Genomic DNA, 23,803 nt, shown 5'->3' with positions numbered 1-23,803 from the left:
GTCTCCTTTTGTCTGGGTGGTGATGGCGCACATCAAAGCCCATCCTGGACAACCAGGCTACATGCAAACGGACGATGTAATTCCCCTAGGGAAAATTTACCGTGGCCCTTCCTACACTGGCTCAACATTTGCGCGTGAGGAAATTCAGCCATGTACCCCCATCTCTTCCAGCCCATCACCATTGGCCATATCACCCTGAAGAACCGGATTCTGATGGGCTCCATGCACACCGGGCTGGAGGACCAGACGCAGGGTTTCGAGAAGCTGGCCCTCTTCTACACCGAACGTGCACGGGAAGGGCTGCAGCTCATCGTCACCGGGGGCTTCGGCGTCAACGAGTGGGCGCTGGGCATGCCCGAGCACGCCGAGTTCTCGACGCTGTGCACGCCCGAGCAGGCAGCCCGGCACCGCCTCATCACCGACGCGGTGCATGCCGAAGGCAGCCATATCCTCATGCAGGTACTGCATGTGGGCCGCTATGACCACGGCAGCGGCGGCGTCTCGCCCAGCAGCGTGCTCTCCAAGCTCAGCAACCGCAGCTCGCGCGAACTCAGCACAGCGCAGATCGAGCAGATCATTGCCGACTATGTGCGCTGCGCCCGACTGGCCCGGGAGGCCGGCTATGACGGTGTGGAGGTCATGGGCGGCGAGGGCTATCTGATCAACCAGTTCCTGGCGCCGCTGACCAATTTCCGCACCGATGAGTGGGGCGGAGACGCCGCCGGCCGCAGCCGCTTTGCGCTGCGCATCGTGCAGGGCATACGCGCGGCTGTGCCCGAGAACTTCGTCATCAGCTTTCGCCTGTCGCTGATGGACCTGGTCGAGCATGGCAGCCACTGGAAGGAAGTGCTTGACCTGGCCCGACAACTGGAAGCCGCTGGTGTGGACTTGTTCAACACCAGCGTGGGCTGGCATGAGGCGCGCATTCCCACCATCGCCATGATGGTGCCGCGCGCGGCCTTCAGCTGGGCTGCCGAGCAGCTCAAGCAGGCAGTCAGCGTTCCCGTGGCGGCCAGCAACCGCATCAACACCCCCGAAGTGGCCGATGACCTGATTGCCCAGGGTCATGCCGACATGGTGGCCATGGCCCGCCCCTTTCTGGCCGACCCGGCCTTTGTGCGCAAGGCGCAGACGGGCCAAAGCAGCGCCATCAACACCTGCATTGCCTGCAACCAGTCCTGCCTGGATCGCATCTTCACGCGCCAGCAGGTCAGCTGCCTGGTCAACCCCAGAGCCTGCCGCGAATGGGAATGGCCGCAGGAAAAAGCCGCTGCACCGCGCAAGATCGCCGTGCTCGGCGCTGGACCTGCCGGACTGGCCTGCGCGCGCGAGGCGGCCGACCGGGGCCACAAGGTGACGCTGTTCGAGCCCGGAATCCGCATCGGCGGCCAGTTCTTTCTGGCGCAGAAAGTGCCCGGCAAGCAGGAGCTGGGCGAGACGCTGCGCTATTTCGAGCATGAAATCCAGCGCCTGGGCATAGAGCTGCGGCTCAACACCACACCGGACATCAACTGCCTGAGCGGATTTGATCATGTGGTCGTGGCCACGGGAGTGACACCGCGGCGCAGCGGCATTGAGGGCGAGAACAGCTCCAAGGTGGTGGACTATATCGAGGCCTTGCGCAGCCCCCGCTTTGTCGGCGAACGCGTGGCCATCGTGGGCGCGGGGCCGCTGGGCTTTGACATGGCCGAGCTGCTGGCCCACCACAAGGCCGAGGACGGCAGCGTGGCCGCCTTTGACCGCGAATGGGGCATCGATCCGGAGCGCGAGCTGCGCGGCGGCATCAAGGCCAGCGAGAAAGCCGATTCGCCGCGTCAGATCTGGCTGCTTCAGCGCAGCAAGGCGGCCATGGGCAGCACCTTGCCAACCACCACGGGCTGGATTCGCCGCGCCCGGCTCAAGAACAAAAGCGCACGCCTGTTCAACGACGTGGAGTACATCCACATCGACGACAACGGTCTGCACCTGCGCATACGCGGCGAGCAGCGCTGCCTGAGCGTGGACAACATCGTGGTCTGCGCCGGCCAGCAATCACATGACCCCTGGTCATCCAGACTTCAAGCACACAGCATTGCGCACACTGTGATTGGGGGCGCGCGCAACGCTCACAAAATTGATGCAGCGCGCGCCATCGAAGAAGGGGCCGAACTCGGCCGAAAACTATAGGAGACAGCGAAACAAAATGAGCAATCCCCACGCATCAATGCTGCAGCCGGGCCGTATCGGCACCATGGAGCTGAAGAACCGCATCATCATGGCCCCCATGGGCGAGAACTACGGCGGCATCGACGGCATCTGCGGCGAACGCGCCCAGGACTACTACGAAGAGCGTGCCAAGGGCGGCACCGGCCTCATCATCATGGGCACGGCCGCCATCTCCTGGCCCACCGGCACCAGCGAGCCGCACCAGCTGGGCATCTCCGAAGATCACTTCATCCCCGGTCTGGCGGAAGTCACGCGCCGCGTTCACTCGCACGGCGGCAAAGTCGCCATCCAGATCAATCACAGCGGCAAGGTCGCGGCCAACGACCGCACCCACGGGCGCGAGATGTGGGTGTCTTCGATTCCGCCCGACGGTCCTGTGGCCGAAGCCATGCGCACCGTCACACCCAAGGAGTTCTCGACCTTTGTGGGCGTTGGCCCCTACCCCGACCGCTACCGCGTGATGGACAAGGCCGATATTGCACAGATGGTGGAATGGTTTGCTGCGGCCGCCCTGCGCGCCAAGCAGGCCAACTTCGATGCTGTGGAAGTGCACTGCGCGCACAACTACATGATCGCCAACTTCCTCTCACCCTTTTTCAACAGCCGCAGCGACGAATACGGCGGCAGCTATGAAAACCGCAGCCGCCTGCTGCGCGAAGTGCTGACTGCCGTGCGCGAGCGCGTAGGCGCAGATTTTCCCATCTGGGTGCGTATCGACGCCGAAGAAATGCACACGCCCGGCGGCATCACCATGGACGAGGCACTCAAGACCGCCAAGCTCTGCGAAGAGCTGGGCGTGGATGCCATCAATGTCTCGGCCTATGCGCGCCTGCCCACAGGCTCGGCCTTCACGGATGCACCGATTCCGCAAAAGCAAAATGCCTACCGCGAATTTGCCACCGGCATCAAAAAGGTGGTCGGCATACCCATCATCTCGGCCGGCCGCTGGGAGCTGGATGCCGCCGCCGCCGCCATCAGCAATGGCGAGATTGACTTTGTGGCCATGGGCCGCAAGCTGCTGGCCGACCCCGACCTGGCCAACAAACTGCAAGCCAACACCGCCCAGAGCGTGCGCCCCTGCATTTATTGCTATGCCTGCGTCAGCGAGATTTTCATCAACAAGGGCATCAAGTGCGCGGTCAACGCACAGACCGGCCACGAGGCGAGCAAGACCATCACTTTCGCCGAAAAGCCCAAGCATGTACTGATCGTCGGCGGCGGCCCTTCGGGCATGGAGGCCGCTCGCGTCGCCGCCCTGCGCGGCCATCGCGTGACGCTGGTCGAGCGCAGCGACCGCCTGGGCGGCACGCTGTTTTTTGCCGCACTGGCCTATCCCGAGAACGGCCGCCTGCTCGACTATCTGGTGCGGCAGATGGACCACCCGAACATCCAGCTGCGCTTGAACACCACGGCCGACGCCGCTCTGCTGGCCGAGCTGCAGCCTGACGAAATTCTGGTGGGCACCGGCGCCAGGCGTGCCGCCCCCGCCATCGAAGGCGCGCAGCAAAGCCATGTCTGGAGCGGCGACGAACTGCGCCGCCTGATGACGGGCGATCGCGCCGAAGAAATTGCCAAGGCCAAGCTGAATCTGGCCGAGCGCGCGCTGTTCAAGGCCGGCGGCATGCTCAAGGTGACGGACAGCACGGCAGCGATCCAGAACCTGTCCAAGCTGTGGATGCCCCTGGGCAAGCGCGTGGTCATCATCGGCGCCGGCCTGGTCGGCCTGGAGCTGGCCGAGTTCCTGCTCGATCGCGGCCGCGAAGTCACCGTACTGGACCCTGGTACCCACCCCGGCACCGAGCTGGCCATCGTGCGCCGCTGGCGCGTGTACGACGCCGTGAAGAGCCACGGCAAGCTGCTGATGCAGTCCAACGTCACGCGCATCGAGCGCAAGGAAGTCGCCTGGACGGACAAAAAGGGCGAGGAATACCGCACGCCAGCCGACTCCGTGGTGCTGGCCATTGGAGCCGAGGCCGACTCCGCCGTGGCCGACCAGCTGCAATCCCTTACCCGGACTCCCGTGCACCGCATCGGCGACTGCCAGGACCTGGGCTATATCGAGGGCGCCATGCATTCAGGCCATCAGGCCGGACGCGAAGTCTGAAGAGACTCCTCGATCGCCGAGACCGCCTGCGAGCATGGAACTCGCAGGCGGTTTTCCATTGGAGTCACCGTATTTCGGCAGAACCTGGCCCTTTGCCGATTGCCGATTGCCGATTGCCGATTGCCGCTGCACGGCCGGCCAAAGCGAGGGGTTTCATCCGGCCGGAAGCGGGTCCTCGCAACTGAAGCAAAATAGCTTCGATCTTGCCTTTCACTTTTGTTTCACCAGGAATTGACTGTCCCGATGCCTACGCCTGAGCGCTTCGTTGCGGATGTCCTGAAAAATATCAACAATCGCACGATTGTGGAGCGCTGGGATGATTTGAATCTTCCAGATGGCTGGCTTGTTGCAGGCTGCTTATTTCAGACAGTGTGGAATTTGCAGGCGCAACGAAATCCTGCGGATTCCATCAAAGATTACGATCTCTTCTACTTTGATCCATTGAACACCACTGAGAGTGCGGAACAGAAAGTACAGGCACATGCCGATCGCGTTTTACGCGACCTGGACATCAAGATTGAAGTCACGAACCAGGCTCGGGTTCACTTGTGGTACGAGTCATATTTCGGCCGTCCCTATCAGGCACTGCAAAGCTCTTGCGAGGGAATCGATCGCTTCCTGATCCCAGCTACTTGCGTGGGCCTTCGCCCAGGCCGCCTCTATGCGCCGAACAGTCTGGAGCTGATCTATGACGGAGTTTTGGCGCTCAATCCATTGACCCCGCATCGCGAGCTTTTCGAGCAAAAGGCCGAGTCTTACCAAGCGCGTTGGCCATGGCTGCGAATCGTTACCCAGGGTCATCCGGCTCAGAGAACTGATGCACGTTGATGTGTGCGTGCATGTCCGACCTGGGTCATTCCGGGACCGTTGCCTACCGGCCACGAGCAGACCTTACACTTCAATACAGGTCGCTCTATTTACCCCCGGCTCGCACGATGAAAAGTCTTTCCTATGCCCCAAAATGACGCTGCAACAACTGTCGTAGTAAGAGAAGTCCAACCACATGACTTTGAAGCGTGGCTTTCACTTTGGGATGGCTACAACGCTTTCTATGGAAGGGCTGGAGCTACCGAACTGGCAAAGGAAATTACCCAGAAAACTTGGGAGCGATTCTTTAATCCCATCGAACCGGTCTTTGCGCTGGTCGCTGAAAATGCAGGAGAAGTGGTTGGTCTAGTGCATTACATATTTCACCGCAGTACCACGAGACTGGGCCCTGTCTGCTACCTGCAGGATCTTTTCACGGCCCCGACAAGGCGTCAGCTTGGAATTGGCAAGGCACTCATCAACGGCGTCTACAGGCAAGCCATGCTGGCTGGCTCAAATCGCGTCTATTGGCAAACACAATCAACCAATGAAGCCGGCCGTGCGCTCTACGACAAGTTAGCCCAACATAGCGGTTTCATCGTGTACAGCCATGAACTCTAGCCTCTTGCTCCAGATGAACGAATGAGGCTCGTGAATTGATGGCGGCTTCGGGTCGAATCGACAGTCACGTGCAGCCTCTGCTTTCAAACAGGGTGGTCTTGCCCAGTGCCTTTGGGCGAGGCCCCTGCATCGACCTGGTCAGGGCATGCATGGCCCTAGACGCCCAAGCTGGAGATAGACCCGGCCCCGCAGGCTGTATGAAAAAACAGTAGACTTTGGACTTGATAGCTCAGGGAAAAGTCCAGACATGCCAGCAGAACTCGAACCAGAAGACATCGCCATCTTCGAAGACCGCCTTTGGCACCACAAGGGCTGGGAAGCCCGCGTCATCAAGAATGAAGACGACGATGGCTGGGCAGTTTCAATGACCCAGGACGGCCAAGCGGAACCCGCTCTGGTCGGCCCATGGACCATGGGGCGCGACAAGAAGAATCCCAAGCCTCTTGACGTGTCGGCCTTCAACACGCTGGTGAAGACTGCCAGTGAAGTGATACGTCGCCATGAGCAGCACCAGGCAGCGCTGTTGCACAAAGCCATCCAGATTGAAGTTCGCGGATTGCGCGTGACGGTGGCTCTCGATATTGAGCCCGATGAGGACAACCCCACGGCGACTCTCACTGCCACCGCAGCGGACGGCAGCGAATTGGCCAAGGTACGAGTGCGACCCGGCCATAGTCTCACCCGCGCTTCTGCACAGCACTGGGCAGACGCAGGCTACCCGCGTGATCGCGAGGACTGAGCCTCTCAAGCAAGCCATTTGCTCGGAAGCCGGCCCCCCCGGCAAGGAGCTGCATTGACCCGTTGAAGCCACCGCCATCAGCGGCCATTGGACCGCTGCACCCAATCTTCGGATGGCATGGGCTACCCCAAAATCAGCCAGATGCCCAAGCTCGACCTGTTTGATATCCATCTCCAACGCTGGAGCGCGAAGGTGGCCGGTGCCCCCTTCACCACGCATACAAGTGACCTTCTGCCCGTCACCCTTACAAGGAACTGGGCAGGTCTGCCTGCAATGATCAAAATCATGCGCAGCCTTGATGAGCGCATCGGCGCCAGGGTGCTTCAATGGTGGGGTGGCAATGGCGCAGCGCGAGTCTATGCTTGCGACCAAGATGCAGGAGCGCTGCTGATGGAGCGCGCAACCGGCTCCAGGCATTTGCTGCACATGGCCAGAGAAGGCGAAGATGATGCAGCGACAAGCTGTATCTGCCGCACCATCGAGCAACTTCATTCAAAGAGATCCTCGGCATCCCCTGAAGAACTGCTGCCACTGACGGATTTTTTCAAGTCTCTCCCGCTGATGGCGCAGCAGGAAGGCGGCTTGATGGCCGAATGCGCAACGGTGGCAGGTGAGCTGCTCAATGAGCAGCGTGAGCCTGTCGTCCTGCATGGTGATGCGCACCACGGCAACATACTCGATTTCGACAGGCGTGGATGGCTGGCGATAGATCCAAAGCGCGTCACCGGTGAGCGGTACTACGACTACGTGAACGTGCTGTGCAACCCCGAGCTGGAGACTTGCACCGACCCGGAGCGCTTCGCTCGGCAGCTTGCCGTAGTCATCAAGGTCACGGGGCTGGAGCGTCGGCGTTTGCTCAAATGGGTCATGGCTCACGCCGCTTTGTCGGCGGCCTGGTTCCTGGAGGACGGAGCGCGCGCCCGGGCCAACAGGCAACTGGCCGTTGCGCAGCTCGCCCGACAGGCGCTGGGCTGAGGCTTTCAGCTCCGCCGCCTAAAGGCCTTCATCGGACGGCCGACTCTCGGACAGCCGGCTATCGGATATCGGACGGCCTGCCCCGGTTCACGCGCCAGGCCCAGCGCGCAGCGCCGCTTCAAACCGGGCCAGCTCCTGCTGCAGCGTGCCGCGCTGCCTGAAGCGCAGGCCGGCTCGCTCATACCAGTTCTCGGCGTCCTCCAGATCGCCTTCCTGCAGATGCAGCAGCCCGTGCAGCCAGGCCGCGAGCAGGCCTTCATGCCGCTGCACGGCATCGTGCGCGGCATTCCATTGCCCGGCCTGCATCAGCAAAAGAATGGCTTGCAGCTTGGCATTGACTTCGTTCATGACAGGACTCCGCCGCGCTCAGGCCAGCAGCGCCTGCTGCACCGGATGGCTGTCCACATACTGCTCCATGCTCGTGATCCTGCCGTCGCTGAGCCGGTACAGGTGAGCGAAGCTCGCCGTCATCGCTTTGCCCGTCTTGCGGTAGGTTCCCGAATAGACGCCGAAGGCTGCCACACGGTCGCCATCGGCCAGGTAGGTATGGACCTTGGCGCTGTAGCCGTCCCACTCCGTCGCCAGCCGCTGAAACACGCCCGAGGCAATCTGCTGCGGGCCGACGTAAGTGCCGGCATAGGGAAAGCCGGCGGCCTCTGTCCATCTGGCATCGGGTGCCAGTACGGCCAGCAGATTCCTGCCGTTCTCTTCGGACGAACCTTCGTAGGTCGCGCGGATGATATCCAGATTGGTGGTCATGGTGTGCGTCCCGGGCTTCAGCCCCACTTCATCTCACCCATGGCCACCTTGGCACCGATCTGCAGCGCGGCGGCCAGGCCGGCCTCAGGGTAGCGCCTGTTCATGGCTGCGATCAGCGCGTCGCTGTTGGCCGCCTTGGCCAGCTCCTGCTCGAAGGCCAGCAGGTACACGCGGGTGTAGTTCACGGCCGAAACATCCAGCGCTCCCTGGGCGCCCAGGTGGCCCGGCACGACCACGGCCGGATTGCGCGCGGCGATGGCTTCCAGGTTCTTTACCCAGGCGGCGCGGGAGGCTGGCGTCGGGGTATCGGCCGTCCACACGTGCAGACCCGAGAAGACCAGCACGCCACCGAAGACCGCATTCAGCGAGGGAACCCACAGGTAGCGGCGGTTCTCCAGTCCTTGTGCCTTGACGATTTCGATGGTGTTGCCCTCCAGCATCAGCGCGGGGCCGTCATAGGCTTCAGGAAAGACGATGTCGGCGAGCTTCTGCGGACCGTTCTCCTTGAGCTGGGGTGCCCAGGTAGCTATCTTCTTTTGCACGTTGGCGCGGATGGCGGCAATGGTGTCGGAGGCGGCCAGCACCCTGGCAGCGGGAAAGGCGGCCTTGATCGGGCCCAGGCTGAAGTAATAGTCCGGGTCGCTCTGGCTGACGTAGATGGTGGTCAGTTGCTTGCCCGATGCCTTGATGGCTTCGGCCACGGCACGGCCATCGGGCAGGGAAAAGCCGCCATCGATGAGAATGGCCTCCCTATCGCCCGAGAGCAGCACGGGCGCACGGAAGAAGCCTTTGTCGTCTGTTGGAAAGTGCTTCCATTGCAGCTTGGAGTGGCCGGTCACGGCAGCGGCGCAACCAGCCAGGCCTGTGGCGATGCCGGCAGCGGCGGCGGTTTGGACAAAGTCTCGGCGATTCATCATGATGGTTCTCCGGTGAATTTCGGGATGGCGGGGTTGAAAGCGAAAGCTTCAGGCCTTGGCGATTTGCTCGGCCAAGGCCTGCGGATTGGAGTAAGCGGCACTGGAGTTCAGCAATTGGCGCTGGCCATTGGTTTGCAGGATGAAGCTTGGAACGCCACGCGCGCCAAGCTGGCTCTGCAGCGCCTTTGCCCCGTCGATGCGGGCTCGATTGGCAGCCAGCAGTTCGCCATCAGAGCGCAGCAGGCTTGCAGCAGCCTGCTCCAGCCCCAGGGCCTGCAGAACTGCCATCAGTGTCTGCGGTTGCGTGATGTCCTCGCCATTGACGTAGCGGGCATGCTGAATGGCTTCAAGGGCGTCAAGCTCACGCGCTGGATTGCACAGACTGACAGCGCTCAGCGCCAGGGTGGCCGGGCCGCTGTCGAACATCTGCTGACGATCCGACAGCACATGGCTGCGGTAGCGCTCGCTAAAGCGCTGGCCCGTCAGGCGCTCGATGCGTTGATCGTTGCCCCAGGCATAGGCGGCAAAGCCATCGTCCATGAGACGGGCACCTTCGCCTGCGAAAAGGCCGCTGGGCAGCAGGCGCAGTTCGACCTCAGGCGCTTTGCCCAGAGCCGCCACCGCGGCGGCGGCACCGTAGCACCAGCCGCACAGGGGGTCGAATACGTAATGCAGGGTCTTGGTCACCATCGGCTCCATTGATTCAATACCGTGATCGTAGGAACAAAGCATTGACAGAAAAAGCCTGATCGAATAGATAAACTGTATGTCAATAGCAAACAATTCCGAAGAATCCGTCGCCGGCAAGCTGGCCAATCTCAAGCGCCTGGCCTACTTTGCGGCCGTGGTGGAAACCGGCAGCTTCACGGCGGCCGCGGACCGGCTGGGCATCACCAAGGCCGTGGTCAGCCAGCAGGTCGCAAGGCTGGAGAGCGAATTCCACACGACGCTTCTGACTCGCACCACCCGCAAGGTCGTTGCCACCGACGCAGGCCGGATCTTCTATCAACGCTGCGCATCCATCCTCAAGGAAGCGGGTGATGCTTTCGACGAGCTGGGGGAAGTGGCGGCAGAGCCTTCGGGAACCTTGCGTCTGACCGCTCCGCTGGACTATGGCATCACGGCAGTGGTGCCGGCCATCACCGAGTTCACGCGGCACTATCCCCAATGCAAGGTGGACGCCGTGTTCAGCGACCAGCCACTTGATCTGATGTCGGGGCAGGTCGAGCTGGCCATCCGCGTCGGCTGGCTTTCACACTTGAATGTGCAGGCCCGTCAGATCGGAAGCTTCAGGCAATTGCTGGTTGCCGCTGCCTCATTGCGCCGGCAGGTGACGCAGCTCAAACAGCCGCAGCACATCAGCGAGTTGCCTTTTGTCGCGAACACGGCCTTGCGTGACCCCTGCAACTGGAGCTTCTCGCGCAGCGAGCTGGAGCGTCAGAGCGTGACGGTGCACCCGGTGATCTCGCTCGATGCGACACTGGCCGTGCGCGAAGCCGTGCGTCATGGGGCGGGCTTGTCGGTATTGCCCGACTTCGCCGTGGCCGATGATTTGAAGAACGGCACGCTGATACAGGTGCTGCCCAGGTGGGAACTGCCATCGGGGGGCATTCATGCCGTGTTCCCGACCGCACGATTCCGACCGGCAAAGGTCAAGGCCTTCGTGGACCTGATGCAGGAGCAGATCCGCTCCAGGGCATGACCACGGCCGGCCACCAGACAGCTGACAGGCGGCTCAGGCGATGGCATGCTGAAGCCACTTCGGACCAGCACCGCTCACGCCATCCGGGCAGCAGCTTGCAGACATTGCAATTGCGCTTGACCGGGAAAGCAACGGCTCGATTCCTGCTGCGGATCGGCTCAAGCGACATCGTCAACAGGGCATAGAAAAAGGGAGCCAAGCTCCCCTTGTCCTGTGCGAAGCGGTCGCTGCCGCCTGAGCGATGTCATCAGACTCAGAAGTTGGGAGCTTCCACACCTCCGTCCACCCCCAGCACTTTGCCAGTCACCCAGCTCGATGCGGGGCTGGCCAGAAACAGCGCTGCATTGGCAATGTCTTCGGGCTGGCCCATGCGTGCCATGGGTGTGGTTTTTTCCATGCGCTCCTTGCGATCCGGCGTGAGAAACGGTGCCAGTGCATCGGTCATGATGGTGCCGGGCTCGATGGCGTTGATACGCACCCTAGGGCCGAAGTCCTGCGCCAAGCAGCGCGTCATCTGGTTGAGCGCGGCCTTGGCCGCACCATAGGCGCTGAAGTACTTTTGCGAATAGCGTGCGGCCGTGGACGAGATATTGACCACGGCTCCGCCGCCCGCAGCCTCCATGGCCGCAGCGGCCTTCTGGATCAGCGTGTATGCAGGCACCACATTGAACGCCAGCATGTCGCCCACCGCCTTGCCCGCCACCTTGCGCGGGTCGTTGGGGCCGCCGCCACCCACATTGTTGATGAGCACATTGATCTTGCCCAGTTCCTCCACGGCACGGACGATGAGCTTGTCCAGATCTTCCTCCTTGTTCACATCGCCCTGCACGGCAATGGCGCGGCGGCCCAGCGCTTCAATTTCGGCCTTGACTGCCTGCAGGTCCGCCTCGGTGCGCGCAAACAGCGCCACATCTGCGCCGGCCTTGGCCAGCGTGACAGCGCATGCACGGCCGATACCCTTGCCCGCGCCGGTCACCACGGCCACCTTCCCCTCCAGCGAAAACTGGCGAAAAATCTCGTTCATGTCTCTTCCTATGATTGCGTTCCAACCCAGCCATGCTCTGCATGAAACGCTTTTGACACATCCGCCAAACGGACCATGGGGCAAGCCCCATGGTCGGGCCCCGCAGCTTGCGTCAACACGAAAAATGGAGTCCTTGACATTGATCGCGCTGCACCACGGCAGCGCCGCGAATCAGGAAAATTCCAGATCAGCGACAGCGAGGCTGTCGCCCCTCTACCGCGAAGCAGAGAGGGGAAAGCCGCGCAGCGGCTAGAGGGGGGAGCCGCGCAGCGGCTCAGGGGGTGACTGCTGCCTGCAGCATCTGTGCAAACTGCTCGTTATAGGGCGGCAGCATGCCCCACTCGCGACGCGGGTCGTGGCTGCCGGCCTTGTAGACGGAGCGGGCATGGCTGAACTCGAGAAAACCCTCGCGGCCATGATAGTGGCCCATGCCCGAAGCGCCCACGCCGCCAAACGGTGCATCCTCCAGCGCAGGATGCATGACCACATCATTGATGGATACACCGCCGGACAGCGTGTTGTCCAGCACCCAGTTCTGCTCCGTCTCGTCGCTGCCGAAGTAGTACAGAGCCAGCGGGCGCTCACCGGCATTGATCGCGGCCACGGCGTCGCGGATGTTCAGGAAGCTGCGCAGCACCACGGCCGGGCCAAAGATTTCGTGCTGAGAGATTTCGGCTTCGGCTGGCGGGTTGATGACCAGCGCCAGCGGCAGGCGACGGTCTGCGCCCGCTTGCGCGGCACCGACTTCCAGCACGGTCAGACCGCGCGCCTTGGCATCATCGACATAGGCTTTCACACGTGCGTGGTGGCGCTCGTTGATCACGGGCGTCATGTCTGCGTTGCCTGTCACCGAGGGATACAGCGCCTGGTATTGCGAGGCAATGCCATCGGCCAGCGCCTGCAGGCGGGATTCATGCACCCAGACCACGTCGGGTGACACGCAAAGCTGGCCGGAGTTGAGCGACTTGCCTACGGCGATGCGCTCGGCCGCATTGGCGATGTCGGCGGAGTCGCCCACCAGCACGGGAGACTTGCCGCCCAGCTCCAGCGTCACGGGCACCAGGTTCCTGGCGGCGGCAGCCATGATGAGCCTGCCCACGCTGGTGGAGCCCGTAAAGACCAGATGATTCCAGGGCTGCTCGGCAAATGCCGCGGCCACTTCGGGACCGCCCTGCACCACGGCCAGCACCTGGGGGTCAAAGCGCTTGGCCACGGCCTCGGCCAGCACCTGGGCCGTACGCGGTGCAATTTCGGAAGGTTTGAGCACGGCCCGGTTGCCCGCCGCGAACGCGCAGGCCAGCGGCGACAGCAAGGTGAAAAGAGGTGCATTCCAGGTGCCGATGATGCCGATCACGCCCTTGGGCTGGTACCTGACCCAGGCCGTGGCGCCCAACATGTCAAAGGGTTTGACGCTGGGACGCTCGGAGTCACCCAGCCAGCCCTTGAGGTGATCGCGTGCATGCTTGAGCGAGGACAGCGAGCCAAGAATGTCATTGGCCAGCGAGAACACGGCGGGGCGGCCACCAAAGTCCTCGCCCATGGCCTGGCAAAGCTCCTCCTTGTGCTCCACCAGCATGTCGATGACTTGCTGAATGCGCTGCATGCGCACATCGGCGCTGACCGCAGCCTCCTCGATAAAGGCCTGCTTTTGCATGTCCAGCAGCTGGCGAATGCCGATGGACGAATTTGTCTGGGTCATTTTGTCTCCTCGATACTTCTCTTGAAAGCCATGAACGCAAGGCACATGCTCAGACCTGCGGATTTCGCGGTCGTCGTCCAAAAAGACGATGGCATAACCCTAGGCCCCTCGCACGATGCAGCGCATGCACACCCCTCAAACCCCGCCTCCCGCCGTCAACTGGCGCACTCATCTCAGCCTCGCCCTTCTGGCGCTGGTCTATATTTTCTCCTTCATTGACCGACAGGTTCTGTCTATTTTGCTGGAGCCCGTCAAACAGGAATTCGGCGCCTCCGACACCGAGATGGGTTTGCTCACGGGGCTGGCCTTCGGTCTGATCTATGCCATGCTGGGTGTGCCTGTGGGGCGTCTGGCCGACACCCGCAACCGCCGCAACATCGTGGCCCTGTGCTGCGGAATCTGGAGCCTTGCCACCGCTGCGTGCGGCATGGCCACGCAGTACTGGCACATGCTGCTGGCCCGCATGAGCGTGGCCGTGGGCGAAGCCGGTGGCATGGCGCCCTCGGTGTCCATAGTCTCGGACCTGTATCCTCCCAAGATGCGTTCGTTTGCCATCAGTCTGTTCATGATGGGCCCCAACCTCGGAACGCTGCTGGGCCTGGTCATCGGCGGCATGGTGGCCCAGCATTACGGCTGGCGCTCCGTGTTTCTCGCCTTCGGCATTCCGGGCGTAATTCTTGCTCTGCTGGTGTATTTCTTTGTCAAGGAACCGGCACGTGGCGCCTATGAAAGCACCAGGCCCGCAGCTCAAGGCAGCACCCCGCGCGAATCCATGCTTGCCCAGGTCAGGCGTTTGCTGGGCATGGCGGCGCTGCGCAATATCTGCATCGCCTGCGGCGTGGCCGGTATTGCAGGTTATGGCTACGGTGTCTGGGCACCGAGCTTTTTCATGCGCATTCACGGCATGAGCATCTCCCACGCCGGCCTGGTGTTCGGCCTGGCCAGCGGCCTGGGTGCCGTGTTCGGCGCCATGTTCTGCGGCTGGCTCAGCGACAGATTGACCCAGCGCGACTCGCGCTGGCAGCTGCGCCTGGCCGCCATGGGCACCTTCTGCGCCGTGCCTGCAGGCGTGGCCGTGTTTTTCTGGCCCGTGTCCGACTTCTGGACGGTTGCCGGCATCAAGGTTCCCTATGCCATGGCATTTGCCCTGCTGTTCGGCTTTTTTGCGAGCTGGTTTGCCACGCTCTCCTACAGCGCCGTCAGCCAGATGGTGACTGCCGCCGAACGCAGCGTTGCCTCGGCACTTCTCAATCTTTTCATGACCTTGCTCGGCGTGGGCCTGGGTCCGCTGGTAACCGGCATTTTGTCGGACTACTTTTCCCGGGCCCATGGCTCCGAAGGCCTGCGCTGGGCGCTGATGGGCGTGACCTCGCTGCTCGTCATCACTTCGCTTTTCTTCGCGTTGGCCATCCGCTCCTATCAGCAGCGCCTGCAGCAGTTGCAGATGGCTGCCGCCTGATCATCAAAAATTGGAGACTCTCATGAGCCGACCCGTCGTTCTCATCACCGGTGCCAGTCGCGGCATCGGCGCGGCAACCGCCGTCTTCTTTGCCGTCAAGGGATGGCGCGTGGCCATCACCGCCCGCACGCTGAGCGAAGGTGCGCAGATGGCAAACCAGCTGCGCCTGCCAGGCGGCCAGCTTCTGTCCGGCAGTCTGGAGTCCACCGCCAAGGCCATCGAGGCCGCCGGGGGCGAGGTCTTTGCGCATGTCATGGACCTGATGGACCTGAGCAGCCTGGACAAGGCCGCAGACGCTGTGCTCAAACGCTTTGGCCGTGTCGATCTGCTGATCAACAACGCCGTCTACCAGAACCGCGAGATCAACCACCTGATCCCCGAGATCACAGCCGAGTCGCTGCAGCGCTGCATGCTGGGCAATGTCATCGCCCCTTTCCATCTGGCGCAGCGCCTGCTGCCGGCCATGGCGGCACAAGGCGGCGGCCGCATCATCAATGTGTGCTCGGCTGCCGGTCAGTACAACCCGCCCGTGCCCGCCGACCAGGGCGGCTGGGGCTTTGCCTATGGAGCCTCCAAGGCCGCCATTGCGCGCCTGGCCGGCTGCGTCAACACCGAATACAAGCAGCAGAATGTGCGCGCCTTCAGCGTCAACCCCGGCGTGGTGACGACCGAGGCCGTCAAGGCCACGCTGGGCGACGACGGCCTGCTGGCTCAGCGCTATGGTGCCTCCACCCCCGAAGAGATTGCGGAGGCACTGTTCTGGCTGGGCACGGAGAAAGACGCTCTGCCACTGGCCAAGAGCTACACCATGATTGACCTGCAACCACTTCACAAAGAGCGCGTGGCGGCGACCACGTGAGCAGCATGTAAGCGTGCGCAAACACCCAACCCAGGGCAAACCCTGTGCGATTTGCGCCATATCAAAGCCGCGCATTCACTCGTCCAAACAGAGTATGCGCAGCGACGTCACTTGCCAGAAGATTCATCCGTCCAAAACTCAATACGGAGACCTCTGCAATGGCAACCACGAAGGACTACCGCCTCGGTGAATTCACCTACCCGCGTGGCTGGTTCATGATTTCCGAGGCCAGTGCGCTCGACACCCACAAGCCCGTGGCCGTGCGCTTCTTCGGCCAGGATTTCGCGCTCTACCGTGGCCGCGAAAGCGGCAAGGTCGTGCTGCTGGACGCTTACTGCCCCCATATGAAGACCCATCTGGCAGCGCCCAACGCCACCAGCTATGTGGTGATCGACGGAGGCGGCAGCAATGTGGAAGGCGACGGCATCCGCTGCCCCTACCACGGCTGGCGCTTCGGCGCGGACGGCAAGTGCAACCACATCCCCTATCACGACGGAGCCATCCCGGCGGCGGCTGCGGTCAAGAGCTGGAAGGTGGTCGAGCAATACGGCGCCATCTGGGTCTGGTTCGATCCCGAAGGTGGCGAGCCCGACTACGATCTGCCCACTTTTGGCGACTGGCATGACGAGACCTATGTCAACGGCCAGTGGGACTACCTGGGCGAGCTGCACCAGCACCCCATGGAGGTCGTGGACAATATTGCCGACTATGGTCACCTCAGCCCCATCCACGGCTCCACCGTGGCGCGCTTCGAGAACGAATTCAAGGGCCACAACGCCATCCAGCGCCAGTGCGGCGGTCACCGCACCCTGGTGGGCGAAGGCGGTGCCAGCGCCGATCTGCACACCGACACCTGGTACCACGGCCCCGCCATCCTGGTCTCCAAGGTCAGCGGCATGTTCAACTCCTTCATGATGATCATGCATACCCCCATCGAGGACGGCAGGATCAAGGTCTGGCACAACCTGCTGGTCAAGACAGCGCATGGCGGCCTGCCCACCAAGGCGGATGAGATCGCAGCCAAGCAGTACCAGGAGGCCAGCCGCCTGGCCTTTGCCCAGGACTTCGAAGTCTGGTCGCAGAAGGCACCCTGCCTGAACCCGCTGTTCATCCCCAGCGACGGCGCCTTCCTCAAGGCCCGCATCTGGTACAAGCAGTTCTACAACCCCCGCTCCAAGGCGGCCGAGTATCTGGACCAGTGCGAAGGCAGGTACATTCCGCGCGGCATGGTGGCCTATACCCAGGAAGCCGAAGAAGCGACGGCCTGATCCCGAGAATCTCCAAGGCAAAAGGCCCATGCACTTGCATGGGCCTTTTTGTTGGGGGAAGGAACCCACTTAAAAATCATAGCTTCCAGCGCTTTATCTACAAGGAAATTCAATACAAAACATATTGAAATCCTTATTTATGATTCGATAACAGCTATCAATTTATACATCCTCAAGGCCTGGCATGCGTCACCTGTGTCAGCGCGAAGACATGTTCGCCCCAGCCGAACTCGCCGTCCTGCGCACGGGCCGAGACATCGAGTGACAGCGCTGCCGCCTGCGCCTGCTCCACCGAGTCAAACCACCACTCGACCACATGGCGGTAGCCGTAGCCGGAAGGTGGTTGCTCATCGACGGTGTTGCAGACAATGCGGCTGGCCAGGCCCAGAGCAGCGCTTTGCCACTGCGGTGGACAAATCTCCGGCAAGGCCGCAGCGCCCCGCCAGACGTCGCTGCGCTGCAAAAAGCCGATCACCATGACTTGCTTTTGCTGCGGCAGGACCTCCACGGACCGGCAGCCATGCAAGACCTGCTGACGGCACAGCAGCGAGAAATTGCGCACATAGTCGGCAAAAACGCGTGGCTCGTCGGGACGCATGACGGTCAGGGTTTCCGGGTCGCTCCAGATCGCAGAGCCGGCTTCGCGTTCTGCCAGCACCATGAGATTGACGCCGTCATAGTCCTTGCTCAGGGCTGCGGCATCTGCCTGCAGATGTCGTGAGCACTGGGCCACGGCCTTGACGCGCTGGCCCACGTTGCGGCACTGACGACCCAGCGCGGAATGCTCGCGCCAGGCCTGCGCAAAATCCTGTGGGCGCAACGCCGGATTGCGCCGCGCCAGATAGATCATCTTCCATACGGCGCAGCAATCCTTCTCGCTCATCTTGGCCGGCTTCATGCGGCAACGACCACGGGGGCGTGAGCCCTGCGATAGGCGCCAGGGTAGTGCTGCAGAGCACGGTAAAACGCCCACACCGCCGGCAACAGCGTGCACATCATGATCGCCATGGCATAGCGCAGGCCTTCGCCAGGTACAACGGTGTTGAGTGCATCGCTGAGCCAGCCCGCCACGATAGGTCCCACTCCGTTGCCCAGCAGGGCTCCGGCCATCAGGACCATGGCGCTGGCCGTGGCGCGCCGCTCGGTCGGCACGACCAGGCTCAGGGCTGCGTAGGTGGCCGGAGCCCACCAGGCCGTGAAAAACGAATAAATCAACATGCAGGCAATGGACAGCATGAACATGTCCGAGCCCACCAGCAGATAGCCGAACCCCAGCACCATGGCCAGGCTGGTGCCGATCACGGGGATGCGAATCTGCCAGCGCACATCGCTGCGCGCCAGCCGGTCCGTCAACCAGCCGGAGAACAGGCTGCCCGATACCGAGAGCACGGCAGCGCCTGCGGAAATCGTCCCTGCCTGCTTGAGACTGAGATCGAAACGCCGCGCAAGCAGCGCCACATTCCAGGCGCCGATCGAGATTCCCGCGATCAGGACACAGGCAGCGCCCATGATCAGAAACCGGGTCACGGGCTCTGTCCATATCAGGGCGACGGCAGACTGGGCCTGTGGCCGGCCGTCCTGCGGGCCGCAGGCCACCTGCGGGATGGTACGAGCGGGTTCGCTGATGCTCAGGCGCAGCACCAGGGACAGGACCATGATGGCCACGCCGATGATGACCATGGTCACCCGCCACCCCCACAACTCGGCAAACAACGGCCCCAGCAGCAAAGCCAGCAAGGCACCCATCGCATTGCCGACACCAAAGACACTCATGGCACGCGAGCGCTCATGGGGCTTGTACAGATCGGCCAGGATGGACATGGACGCAGCGCCGCCACCGGCATCCCCCAATGCGGCACCGGCGCGCGATGCAGTCAGTCCACCCGAACCCGTGGCCAGCGCGCCCAGCGCCGCAACGCTGCCACCAACGCCACGGCACCATGCAATCAGGCTGCGACGCTCATGCCTGTCTGCCAGTCGCCCCAGAGGAATGCCCAGCACTGCGAACGTCAGCGCAAAACCAAGCCCGGTAATCAGGCCGATCTGCAGGTCCGAGAAGCCGAACTCCTGCTTGATGGGCTGCAGCAGCACAGCCAGGATCTGCCGGTCCATGAAGGTCAGGCCAGACAAGGCCGTCAGCAGCGCCAGCACATACACCCTTGATGGGTTCTGATGATTTTTGTTTGTCATTGTTTTCTTGGTTTTTTGCATCACGCCGCAGCTCACACCTTTGCGCCGCTGCCAGGACGAGATGGCGGCCGCATCCATCTCCAGTCCGATGGCGCCGCCTTGAGCATCGTGGTCATGGGAAGCCTCCCTCACATCGTCCCAACGGACGATTCCCTAACCCCGATAGGCCTTGGGCGCGGATTGCCTCTTAATGGAATGCGGCTGCGGGCTCGACCGCACACCAGAACCTCAAGGAGACTGACACATGCAGCACTTCGACTTGCTGATCCGTAACGGCCGCATCGTGGACGGCACCGAGGCCCCCGCTTACCGCGCAGACATCGGTGTGCGCCATGAGCGCATCGCCGCCATCGGCCAAGACCTGGGCACGGCTGCGCAGGAAATCGACGCCAGCGGACTGCTGGTGACGCCGGGCTTTGTGGATGTGCACACGCACTTCGACGGTCAGGCAACCTGGGATGAAAGGCTTTGGCCAAGCTCCCAGCAGGGCGTGACCACCGCAGTGATGGGCAACTGCGGCGTGGGCTTTGCCCCCTGCCGGCCCGAGGACCGCGACACGCTGATTGCGCTCATGGAGGGCGTCGAGGACATCCCCGACACCGCGCTGCATGAAGGCCTGCCATGGAGCTGGGAAAGCTTCCCTGAATACCTGCGAGCCCTGGCAGCGCAGCGCTACGACATCGATATTGCCGCCCTGCTGCCTCACGCTCCACTGCGCGTCTATGCCATGGGCAAGCGCGCCATACGCCGCGAGCAGGCCAGCGCCGAGGACATCAGAACCATGCAGGAGCTGATCAGGCAAGGCCTGACAGCCGGAGCCGTGGGGCTGTCCACCTCGCGCACCATGGCCCACCGCTCCAAGTCGGGGGACTTCACCCCCATGTACCAGGCCGTGAGCGAGGAGTTGCTGGCGCTGGGACTCTCGCTCAAGAGCTATCCGAACAGCGTTTTCCAGATGATCTCGGACTTCGAGCAGGTCGAGGACGAATTCAGCATCCTCACACGCGTCAGTCAGGACACGGGCTGCGCCAGCACGCTCACCGTGCTTCAGTATCCGCACCGCCCGCAACTGCACCGAGAGCTGCTGCGGCATATTGACGCCGCCAATGCCGGCGGGCTGCGCATCATGGGCCAGGTGCTCAACCGCCCTGTGGGCGTACTCATGGGGTTTGAATGCAGCCTGAACCCCTTCTCCTGCAAGCCCAGCTATGAAGCGCTGGCGCAGCTCAGTCCAGCAGAACGCCTCCAGGAGCTGGCCCGACCGGGCACGCGCAGCGCCATCCTCGGCGAGAAGGACCGCAATCCCCACCTGTTCATGGAGTACTTCGGCCAGAACTTTGCGGGCATGTACCCCTGGTGCGGCCAAGAGCCCAACTATCTGCCGCAAGAAGGCGAATCGGTTCAGGCGCTGGCCGACGCAGCCGGCCAGCCGCCGCTCGATTGGATGTATGACTTCATGCTGGGCAATGAAGGCCAGGCGCTGGTCTATCTGCCCATGGCCAATTATCTAAACCATGACTGCAGCGCCCTGCACGAGCTGCTCGACCATCCGCACACCGTACCCGCCTTGGGCGATGGCGGCGCCCATGTGGGCACCATCTGCGATGGCAGCGCAACGACTTTTCTGCTCACCGAATGGGTGCGCGAGCGCGGCCTGTTCAGTATCGAGCAGGCCGTCCATATGCTGACGCAGCGGCCGGCTTCGCTCTACGGCTTTGCCGACCGAGGAGCCCTGCAGGTCGGCAAGCTGGCGGATCTCAACCTCATTGACCTGCAGGCGCTCAAAATTCTGCCGCCGCACATCGTTCGCGACCTGCCTGCCGGCGGCAAGCGCTTCTTGCAAGGCGCGCAAGGCTACCGCTACACCATCAAGTCCGGCCAGATCACCTACCGCGACAGCATGGCCACCGATGCATTGCCGGGCCGCTTGCTCAAGCGCAGCGAGCAAAGGGCCAGCTGAACGCTGTGAGTCCTGCCGCCAGAGCGGAGCAGATCCGCTCGACCCGCCCTGCTTGCGAGCCGCCATACTCCCTGGCCTCCTTCGCACAGATCGGACGTCTCGACCAAGCGCCTCGAACAGGTGCATCAAGCAGGTGCCCTGAACAGGTGCCTTGGGCAGATCGTGTTCACGCCATGCAGATGCCAACGATATAGTGACCCCGTCATCCTCCATGTCTGCCCACCATGCATTTGCGCAAGTTCTACCCCCCGCTTCAAACGTGGCTCATGCTGCTGGGCTTTTGCGCCATGCCTTGCGGCGCGCAGGAAGCTGCGGCCTGGGAAAAGCAGGTCACGGGCCACACATCCATCACCAAGCTGGGCAGGATTGACTACGAGGTGAGCTACAGCAGCGCCGGCTTTGACCATTTCTCTTCTGAAATCGTGGCCAGATGGAATGACGGGGAAGCGCAGGAGCAGACGCTGTACGAAGGCATTTACGACAGGCCGCCCGCCAAGGTCTGGGGGAACGGGCCTCATCTTTGCATTGCCATGCAGACCTGCGCACGCTATTCGGACCGCTGCAGCCGGTATGTGATCGCACACCGCTATGACGCGCAGGCCAAGGCCTTTGTGGAGCTGAAGTCCGAGAAGACGGCGCGCCGGATCTGCGCTGCGCCACGCTGAAGATAAAAAAGAAGGAGGCCGAAGCCTCCTTTAAATCCCGTCGTCAGGCGCGACGAACAGGGTATTCTTTCTGCTGTCTGCAACTGCTCTCTTGCCTCCGGTTCAGGCCTCTATGGCGCTCAGCGGTTCATGCTCGGCCGCATAGGCCTTGGCCCAACGGTAATCCGCCTTGCCTGCCGGGCTGCGCTTGACTTCCGGGGCCAGATACACGGCACGCGGGATCTTGTAGCCCGACAGATTGCTGCGGCAGATCTTTTCGAACTCCTGCAGGTCGAACTCGCGGCCCTGCTGCACCTGCACCACGGCCACCACCTTGCTGCCCCAGCGCTCGTCGGGAAGCCCCACGACCACCACATCCTGAACCGGCGGGTAGCGGCGCGCGGTTTCCTCCACCTCTTCGGGGTAGACCTTCTCGCCTCCGGTGTTGATGCACTGCGAGCCTCGTCCAAGCACCATCAATTCACCCGTGGTGTCGATGCGGGCCTTGTCTCCCGTCAGCACCCAGCGGCTGCCCTCCACGACCACAAAGGTTTCGGCCGTTTTCTTGGGGTCGCCGTAGTAGCCCAGGGGCATGTGACCACGGCGCGAAAGAATGCCTTCTTCCCCTGGCTGAGTCAGGATGCGCAGATCTTCGGAAATCACGCTGAGGTCGGGACGCGGCGCGATGCGCATAAAGCCTTCGCCCTCGGGCGTCTTCTCTCCCCCGCCCAGAACGCCGGATTCGGAGCTGGCCATGCCGTTGTTGAGCATCAGATGCGGCACCTGCACCAGCAGCCGCTCCTGCAGATGACGCGAGAACACGGCACCGCCGTTGCCGAAGATCCTCAATGACTTGAGAGGCCAGCGCCCGGGGTTGTTCTCCAGCGCCTGGATGATGGGCAAGGCCATGGCATCGCCAACCACGGCCATCACATTGATCTGGTGATGCTCGATCAGGTCCAGCATATGCACGGGATCGAAGTGCTTGCGATCGTTCACATAGACCGGATGCCCGGAAAACAGGCTGATCAGGGTGGCCCACATGGCTGCGCCATGCATGAGCGGGGCCGCAGCCAGATAGGCCAGCGCCGGGCTGTTGGGCACCAGCTGCAGCAGCTCCTCGGGCCTTTCGATGGGAGGTCGACGGAAGTAATAGCCGCCACCGCCCAAGGCCCCCATGAACAAGGATTTATGCGGCCACATCACCCCCTTGGGCAGCCCCGTGGTGCCGCCGGTGCAGAGCATGAAGATATCGTCATCGCTGCGATCGGCGTCCGTGAGCTCCTTTGCACCTTCGGCCAACACGCGCTCGTAGGGTTGCACCGTCCTGGACTGGCCATGGCGCTCCTCGCCAACCCGCAGCGCCAGGCGCAAAGTGGGCACCAGGGCAATGACTTCCTGCACCGACGCATCGAAGTCCGCGCCATAGACCAGGCCGCGCAGATCCAGGCTGTTGAACAGCCCCTGAAGTTCATCGGCCACATAGCGGTAGTTGACGTTGACCGGCACGGCACCGACCTTGCTGCAGGCGAAAAAGGCCTCCAGATACTCGGCGCAGTTGTAGAGCTGGATGCCGACGTTGTCGCCCCGCCCTATGCCACGCGCACGCAGCGCATTGCCCAGCCGATTGGCTCGCTCATCGAGCTGTCTGAAACTCAGCGTCTGGCTGCCGCAGCCAAAAGCAACGCGATCCGGCACAGCTTGCACCACCAACTCAAAAATATCCGCCAGATTGAAGGTCCGTGTCATCTCTTGTCTCCGTCTGTCTTCCCGTTTTATGAATCCACTTGTCCCGCAGGTGCTGCAATGCTCGTCGGCGGTCTGTCCACATTCATCGTCCGCTTGAACCTGGTGCAGACCCTTGTGGTTTC

21 protein-coding genes are annotated in these 23,803 nt (G+C 62.4%); 12 read left to right on the top strand and 9 right to left on the bottom strand.

The annotated features are described in order from the left end of the window. Window positions 1-150: 150 nt before the first annotated feature. The 6 genes from AC1RTQ_RS20665 (at window position 151) to AC1RTQ_RS20640 (ending at window position 7,451) form a co-directional block, all read left to right on the top strand. Window positions 151-2,166 carry a 2,4-dienoyl-CoA reductase FMN-binding domain-containing protein gene (locus tag AC1RTQ_RS20665; protein ID WP_492878489.1) on the top strand — a complete coding sequence of 672 codons (2,016 nt, stop codon included), beginning with the start codon at window positions 151-153 and terminating at the stop codon, window positions 2,164-2,166. 16 nt (window positions 2,167-2,182) lie between these two features. Further along, window positions 2,183-4,309 (top strand): oxidoreductase, encoded by a 2,127-nt coding sequence (locus AC1RTQ_RS20660; protein WP_492878487.1) that lies wholly within the window; start codon window positions 2,183-2,185, stop codon window positions 4,307-4,309. A 243-nt stretch (window positions 4,310-4,552) separates the two neighbouring features. Beyond that, window positions 4,553-5,137, top strand: coding sequence for a nucleotidyltransferase family protein (locus AC1RTQ_RS20655; RefSeq protein ID WP_492878485.1), 585 nt, complete (start codon window positions 4,553-4,555; stop codon window positions 5,135-5,137). A 123-nt stretch (window positions 5,138-5,260) separates the two neighbouring features. Continuing rightward, the gene (locus AC1RTQ_RS20650; RefSeq protein ID WP_492878483.1) at window positions 5,261-5,737 is read left to right on the top strand and encodes a GNAT family N-acetyltransferase; all 477 of its coding nucleotides are present in this window, start codon (window positions 5,261-5,263) and stop codon (window positions 5,735-5,737) included. Between the two features lie 247 nt (window positions 5,738-5,984). After that, entirely contained in the window at window positions 5,985-6,476 is a 492-nt protein-coding gene (locus tag AC1RTQ_RS20645) for a hypothetical protein (protein WP_492878481.1), read from the top strand. 141 nt (window positions 6,477-6,617) lie between these two features. Further along, complete coding sequence (locus AC1RTQ_RS20640) at window positions 6,618-7,451, top strand: aminoglycoside phosphotransferase family protein (protein ID WP_492878479.1); 834 nt, start codon at window positions 6,618-6,620, stop codon at window positions 7,449-7,451. Between the two features lie 87 nt (window positions 7,452-7,538). On the opposite strand, the gene AC1RTQ_RS20635 is transcribed toward AC1RTQ_RS20640, so the two are convergent. Genes AC1RTQ_RS20635 through AC1RTQ_RS20620 form a run of 4 tightly spaced genes read right to left on the bottom strand, consistent with a single transcriptional unit; the run spans window position 7,539 to window position 9,826 of the window. Beyond that, entirely contained in the window at window positions 7,539-7,799 is a 261-nt protein-coding gene (locus AC1RTQ_RS20635; protein ID WP_302091715.1) for a hypothetical protein, read from the bottom strand. A gap of 18 nt (window positions 7,800-7,817) precedes the next feature. Next, window positions 7,818-8,210, bottom strand: coding sequence for a nuclear transport factor 2 family protein (locus AC1RTQ_RS20630; protein ID WP_492878477.1), 393 nt, complete (start codon window positions 8,208-8,210; stop codon window positions 7,818-7,820). 17 nt (window positions 8,211-8,227) lie between these two features. Continuing rightward, window positions 8,228-9,127 (bottom strand): MBL fold metallo-hydrolase, encoded by a 900-nt coding sequence (locus tag AC1RTQ_RS20625; protein WP_492878475.1) that lies wholly within the window; start codon window positions 9,125-9,127, stop codon window positions 8,228-8,230. Window positions 9,128-9,175: 48 nt separating this feature from the next. Beyond that, the gene (locus AC1RTQ_RS20620; RefSeq protein WP_492878473.1) at window positions 9,176-9,826 is read right to left on the bottom strand and encodes a DsbA family protein; all 651 of its coding nucleotides are present in this window, start codon (window positions 9,824-9,826) and stop codon (window positions 9,176-9,178) included. A gap of 67 nt (window positions 9,827-9,893) precedes the next feature. Between AC1RTQ_RS20620 and AC1RTQ_RS20615 the strand changes: the two genes are divergently transcribed. Further along, complete coding sequence (locus AC1RTQ_RS20615) at window positions 9,894-10,829, top strand: LysR family transcriptional regulator (RefSeq protein ID WP_492878471.1); 936 nt, start codon at window positions 9,894-9,896, stop codon at window positions 10,827-10,829. A 253-nt stretch (window positions 10,830-11,082) separates the two neighbouring features. On the opposite strand, the gene AC1RTQ_RS20610 is transcribed toward AC1RTQ_RS20615, so the two are convergent. Together AC1RTQ_RS20610 and AC1RTQ_RS20605 are read right to left on the bottom strand one after the other, a co-directional pair. Next, window positions 11,083-11,853 (bottom strand): glucose 1-dehydrogenase, encoded by a 771-nt coding sequence (locus AC1RTQ_RS20610; RefSeq protein WP_053282879.1) that lies wholly within the window; start codon window positions 11,851-11,853, stop codon window positions 11,083-11,085. A 274-nt stretch (window positions 11,854-12,127) separates the two neighbouring features. Further along, window positions 12,128-13,552 carry a coniferyl aldehyde dehydrogenase gene (locus AC1RTQ_RS20605; RefSeq protein ID WP_492878469.1) on the bottom strand — a complete coding sequence of 475 codons (1,425 nt, stop codon included), beginning with the start codon at window positions 13,550-13,552 and terminating at the stop codon, window positions 12,128-12,130. A gap of 124 nt (window positions 13,553-13,676) precedes the next feature. Here AC1RTQ_RS20605 and AC1RTQ_RS20600 point away from each other — a divergent pair, with 124 nt between their 5' ends. From AC1RTQ_RS20600 to AC1RTQ_RS20590, 3 genes are all read left to right on the top strand, one after another. Further along, complete coding sequence (locus tag AC1RTQ_RS20600; protein WP_492878466.1) at window positions 13,677-15,011, top strand: spinster family MFS transporter; 1,335 nt, start codon at window positions 13,677-13,679, stop codon at window positions 15,009-15,011. 22 nt (window positions 15,012-15,033) lie between these two features. After that, a complete protein-coding gene (locus AC1RTQ_RS20595; RefSeq protein ID WP_492878464.1) occupies window positions 15,034-15,870 on the top strand; it encodes an SDR family NAD(P)-dependent oxidoreductase in 837 nt (278 codons plus the stop codon). 158 nt (window positions 15,871-16,028) lie between these two features. Further along, the gene (locus AC1RTQ_RS20590) at window positions 16,029-17,138 is read left to right on the top strand and encodes an aromatic ring-hydroxylating dioxygenase subunit alpha (protein WP_302091724.1); all 1,110 of its coding nucleotides are present in this window, start codon (window positions 16,029-16,031) and stop codon (window positions 17,136-17,138) included. Window positions 17,139-17,310: 172 nt separating this feature from the next. Here the strand turns inward: AC1RTQ_RS20590 and AC1RTQ_RS20585 are convergent, their stop codons facing one another. Both AC1RTQ_RS20585 and AC1RTQ_RS20580 read right to left on the bottom strand, forming a co-directional pair. Next, on the bottom strand, window positions 17,311-18,021 hold the full coding sequence (locus AC1RTQ_RS20585; protein ID WP_492878462.1) for an EthD domain-containing protein: 711 nt from the start codon (window positions 18,019-18,021) through the stop codon (window positions 17,311-17,313). Between the two features lie 11 nt (window positions 18,022-18,032). Further along, on the bottom strand, window positions 18,033-19,328 hold the full coding sequence (locus AC1RTQ_RS20580; protein ID WP_492878460.1) for an MFS transporter: 1,296 nt from the start codon (window positions 19,326-19,328) through the stop codon (window positions 18,033-18,035). 244 nt (window positions 19,329-19,572) lie between these two features. Between AC1RTQ_RS20580 and AC1RTQ_RS20575 the strand changes: the two genes are divergently transcribed. Together AC1RTQ_RS20575 and AC1RTQ_RS20570 are read left to right on the top strand one after the other, a co-directional pair. Further along, on the top strand, window positions 19,573-21,288 hold the full coding sequence (locus tag AC1RTQ_RS20575; protein WP_492878458.1) for an N-acyl-D-amino-acid deacylase family protein: 1,716 nt from the start codon (window positions 19,573-19,575) through the stop codon (window positions 21,286-21,288). A 266-nt stretch (window positions 21,289-21,554) separates the two neighbouring features. After that, entirely contained in the window at window positions 21,555-21,953 is a 399-nt protein-coding gene (locus AC1RTQ_RS20570) for a hypothetical protein (RefSeq protein WP_492878456.1), read from the top strand. Between the two features lie 102 nt (window positions 21,954-22,055). Here AC1RTQ_RS20570 and AC1RTQ_RS20565 read toward each other — a convergent pair whose 3' ends face one another. Further along, on the bottom strand, window positions 22,056-23,681 hold the full coding sequence (locus AC1RTQ_RS20565) for an AMP-binding protein (RefSeq protein ID WP_492878454.1): 1,626 nt from the start codon (window positions 23,679-23,681) through the stop codon (window positions 22,056-22,058). Between the last annotated feature and the right edge of the window lie 122 nt (window positions 23,682-23,803).

This window comes from Comamonas sp. GW821-FHT11H03, from assembly GCF_058807955.1.
The sequence above is the reverse complement of the archived record's forward strand: the minus strand, read 5'-3'. Positions and strand labels throughout refer to the sequence as shown.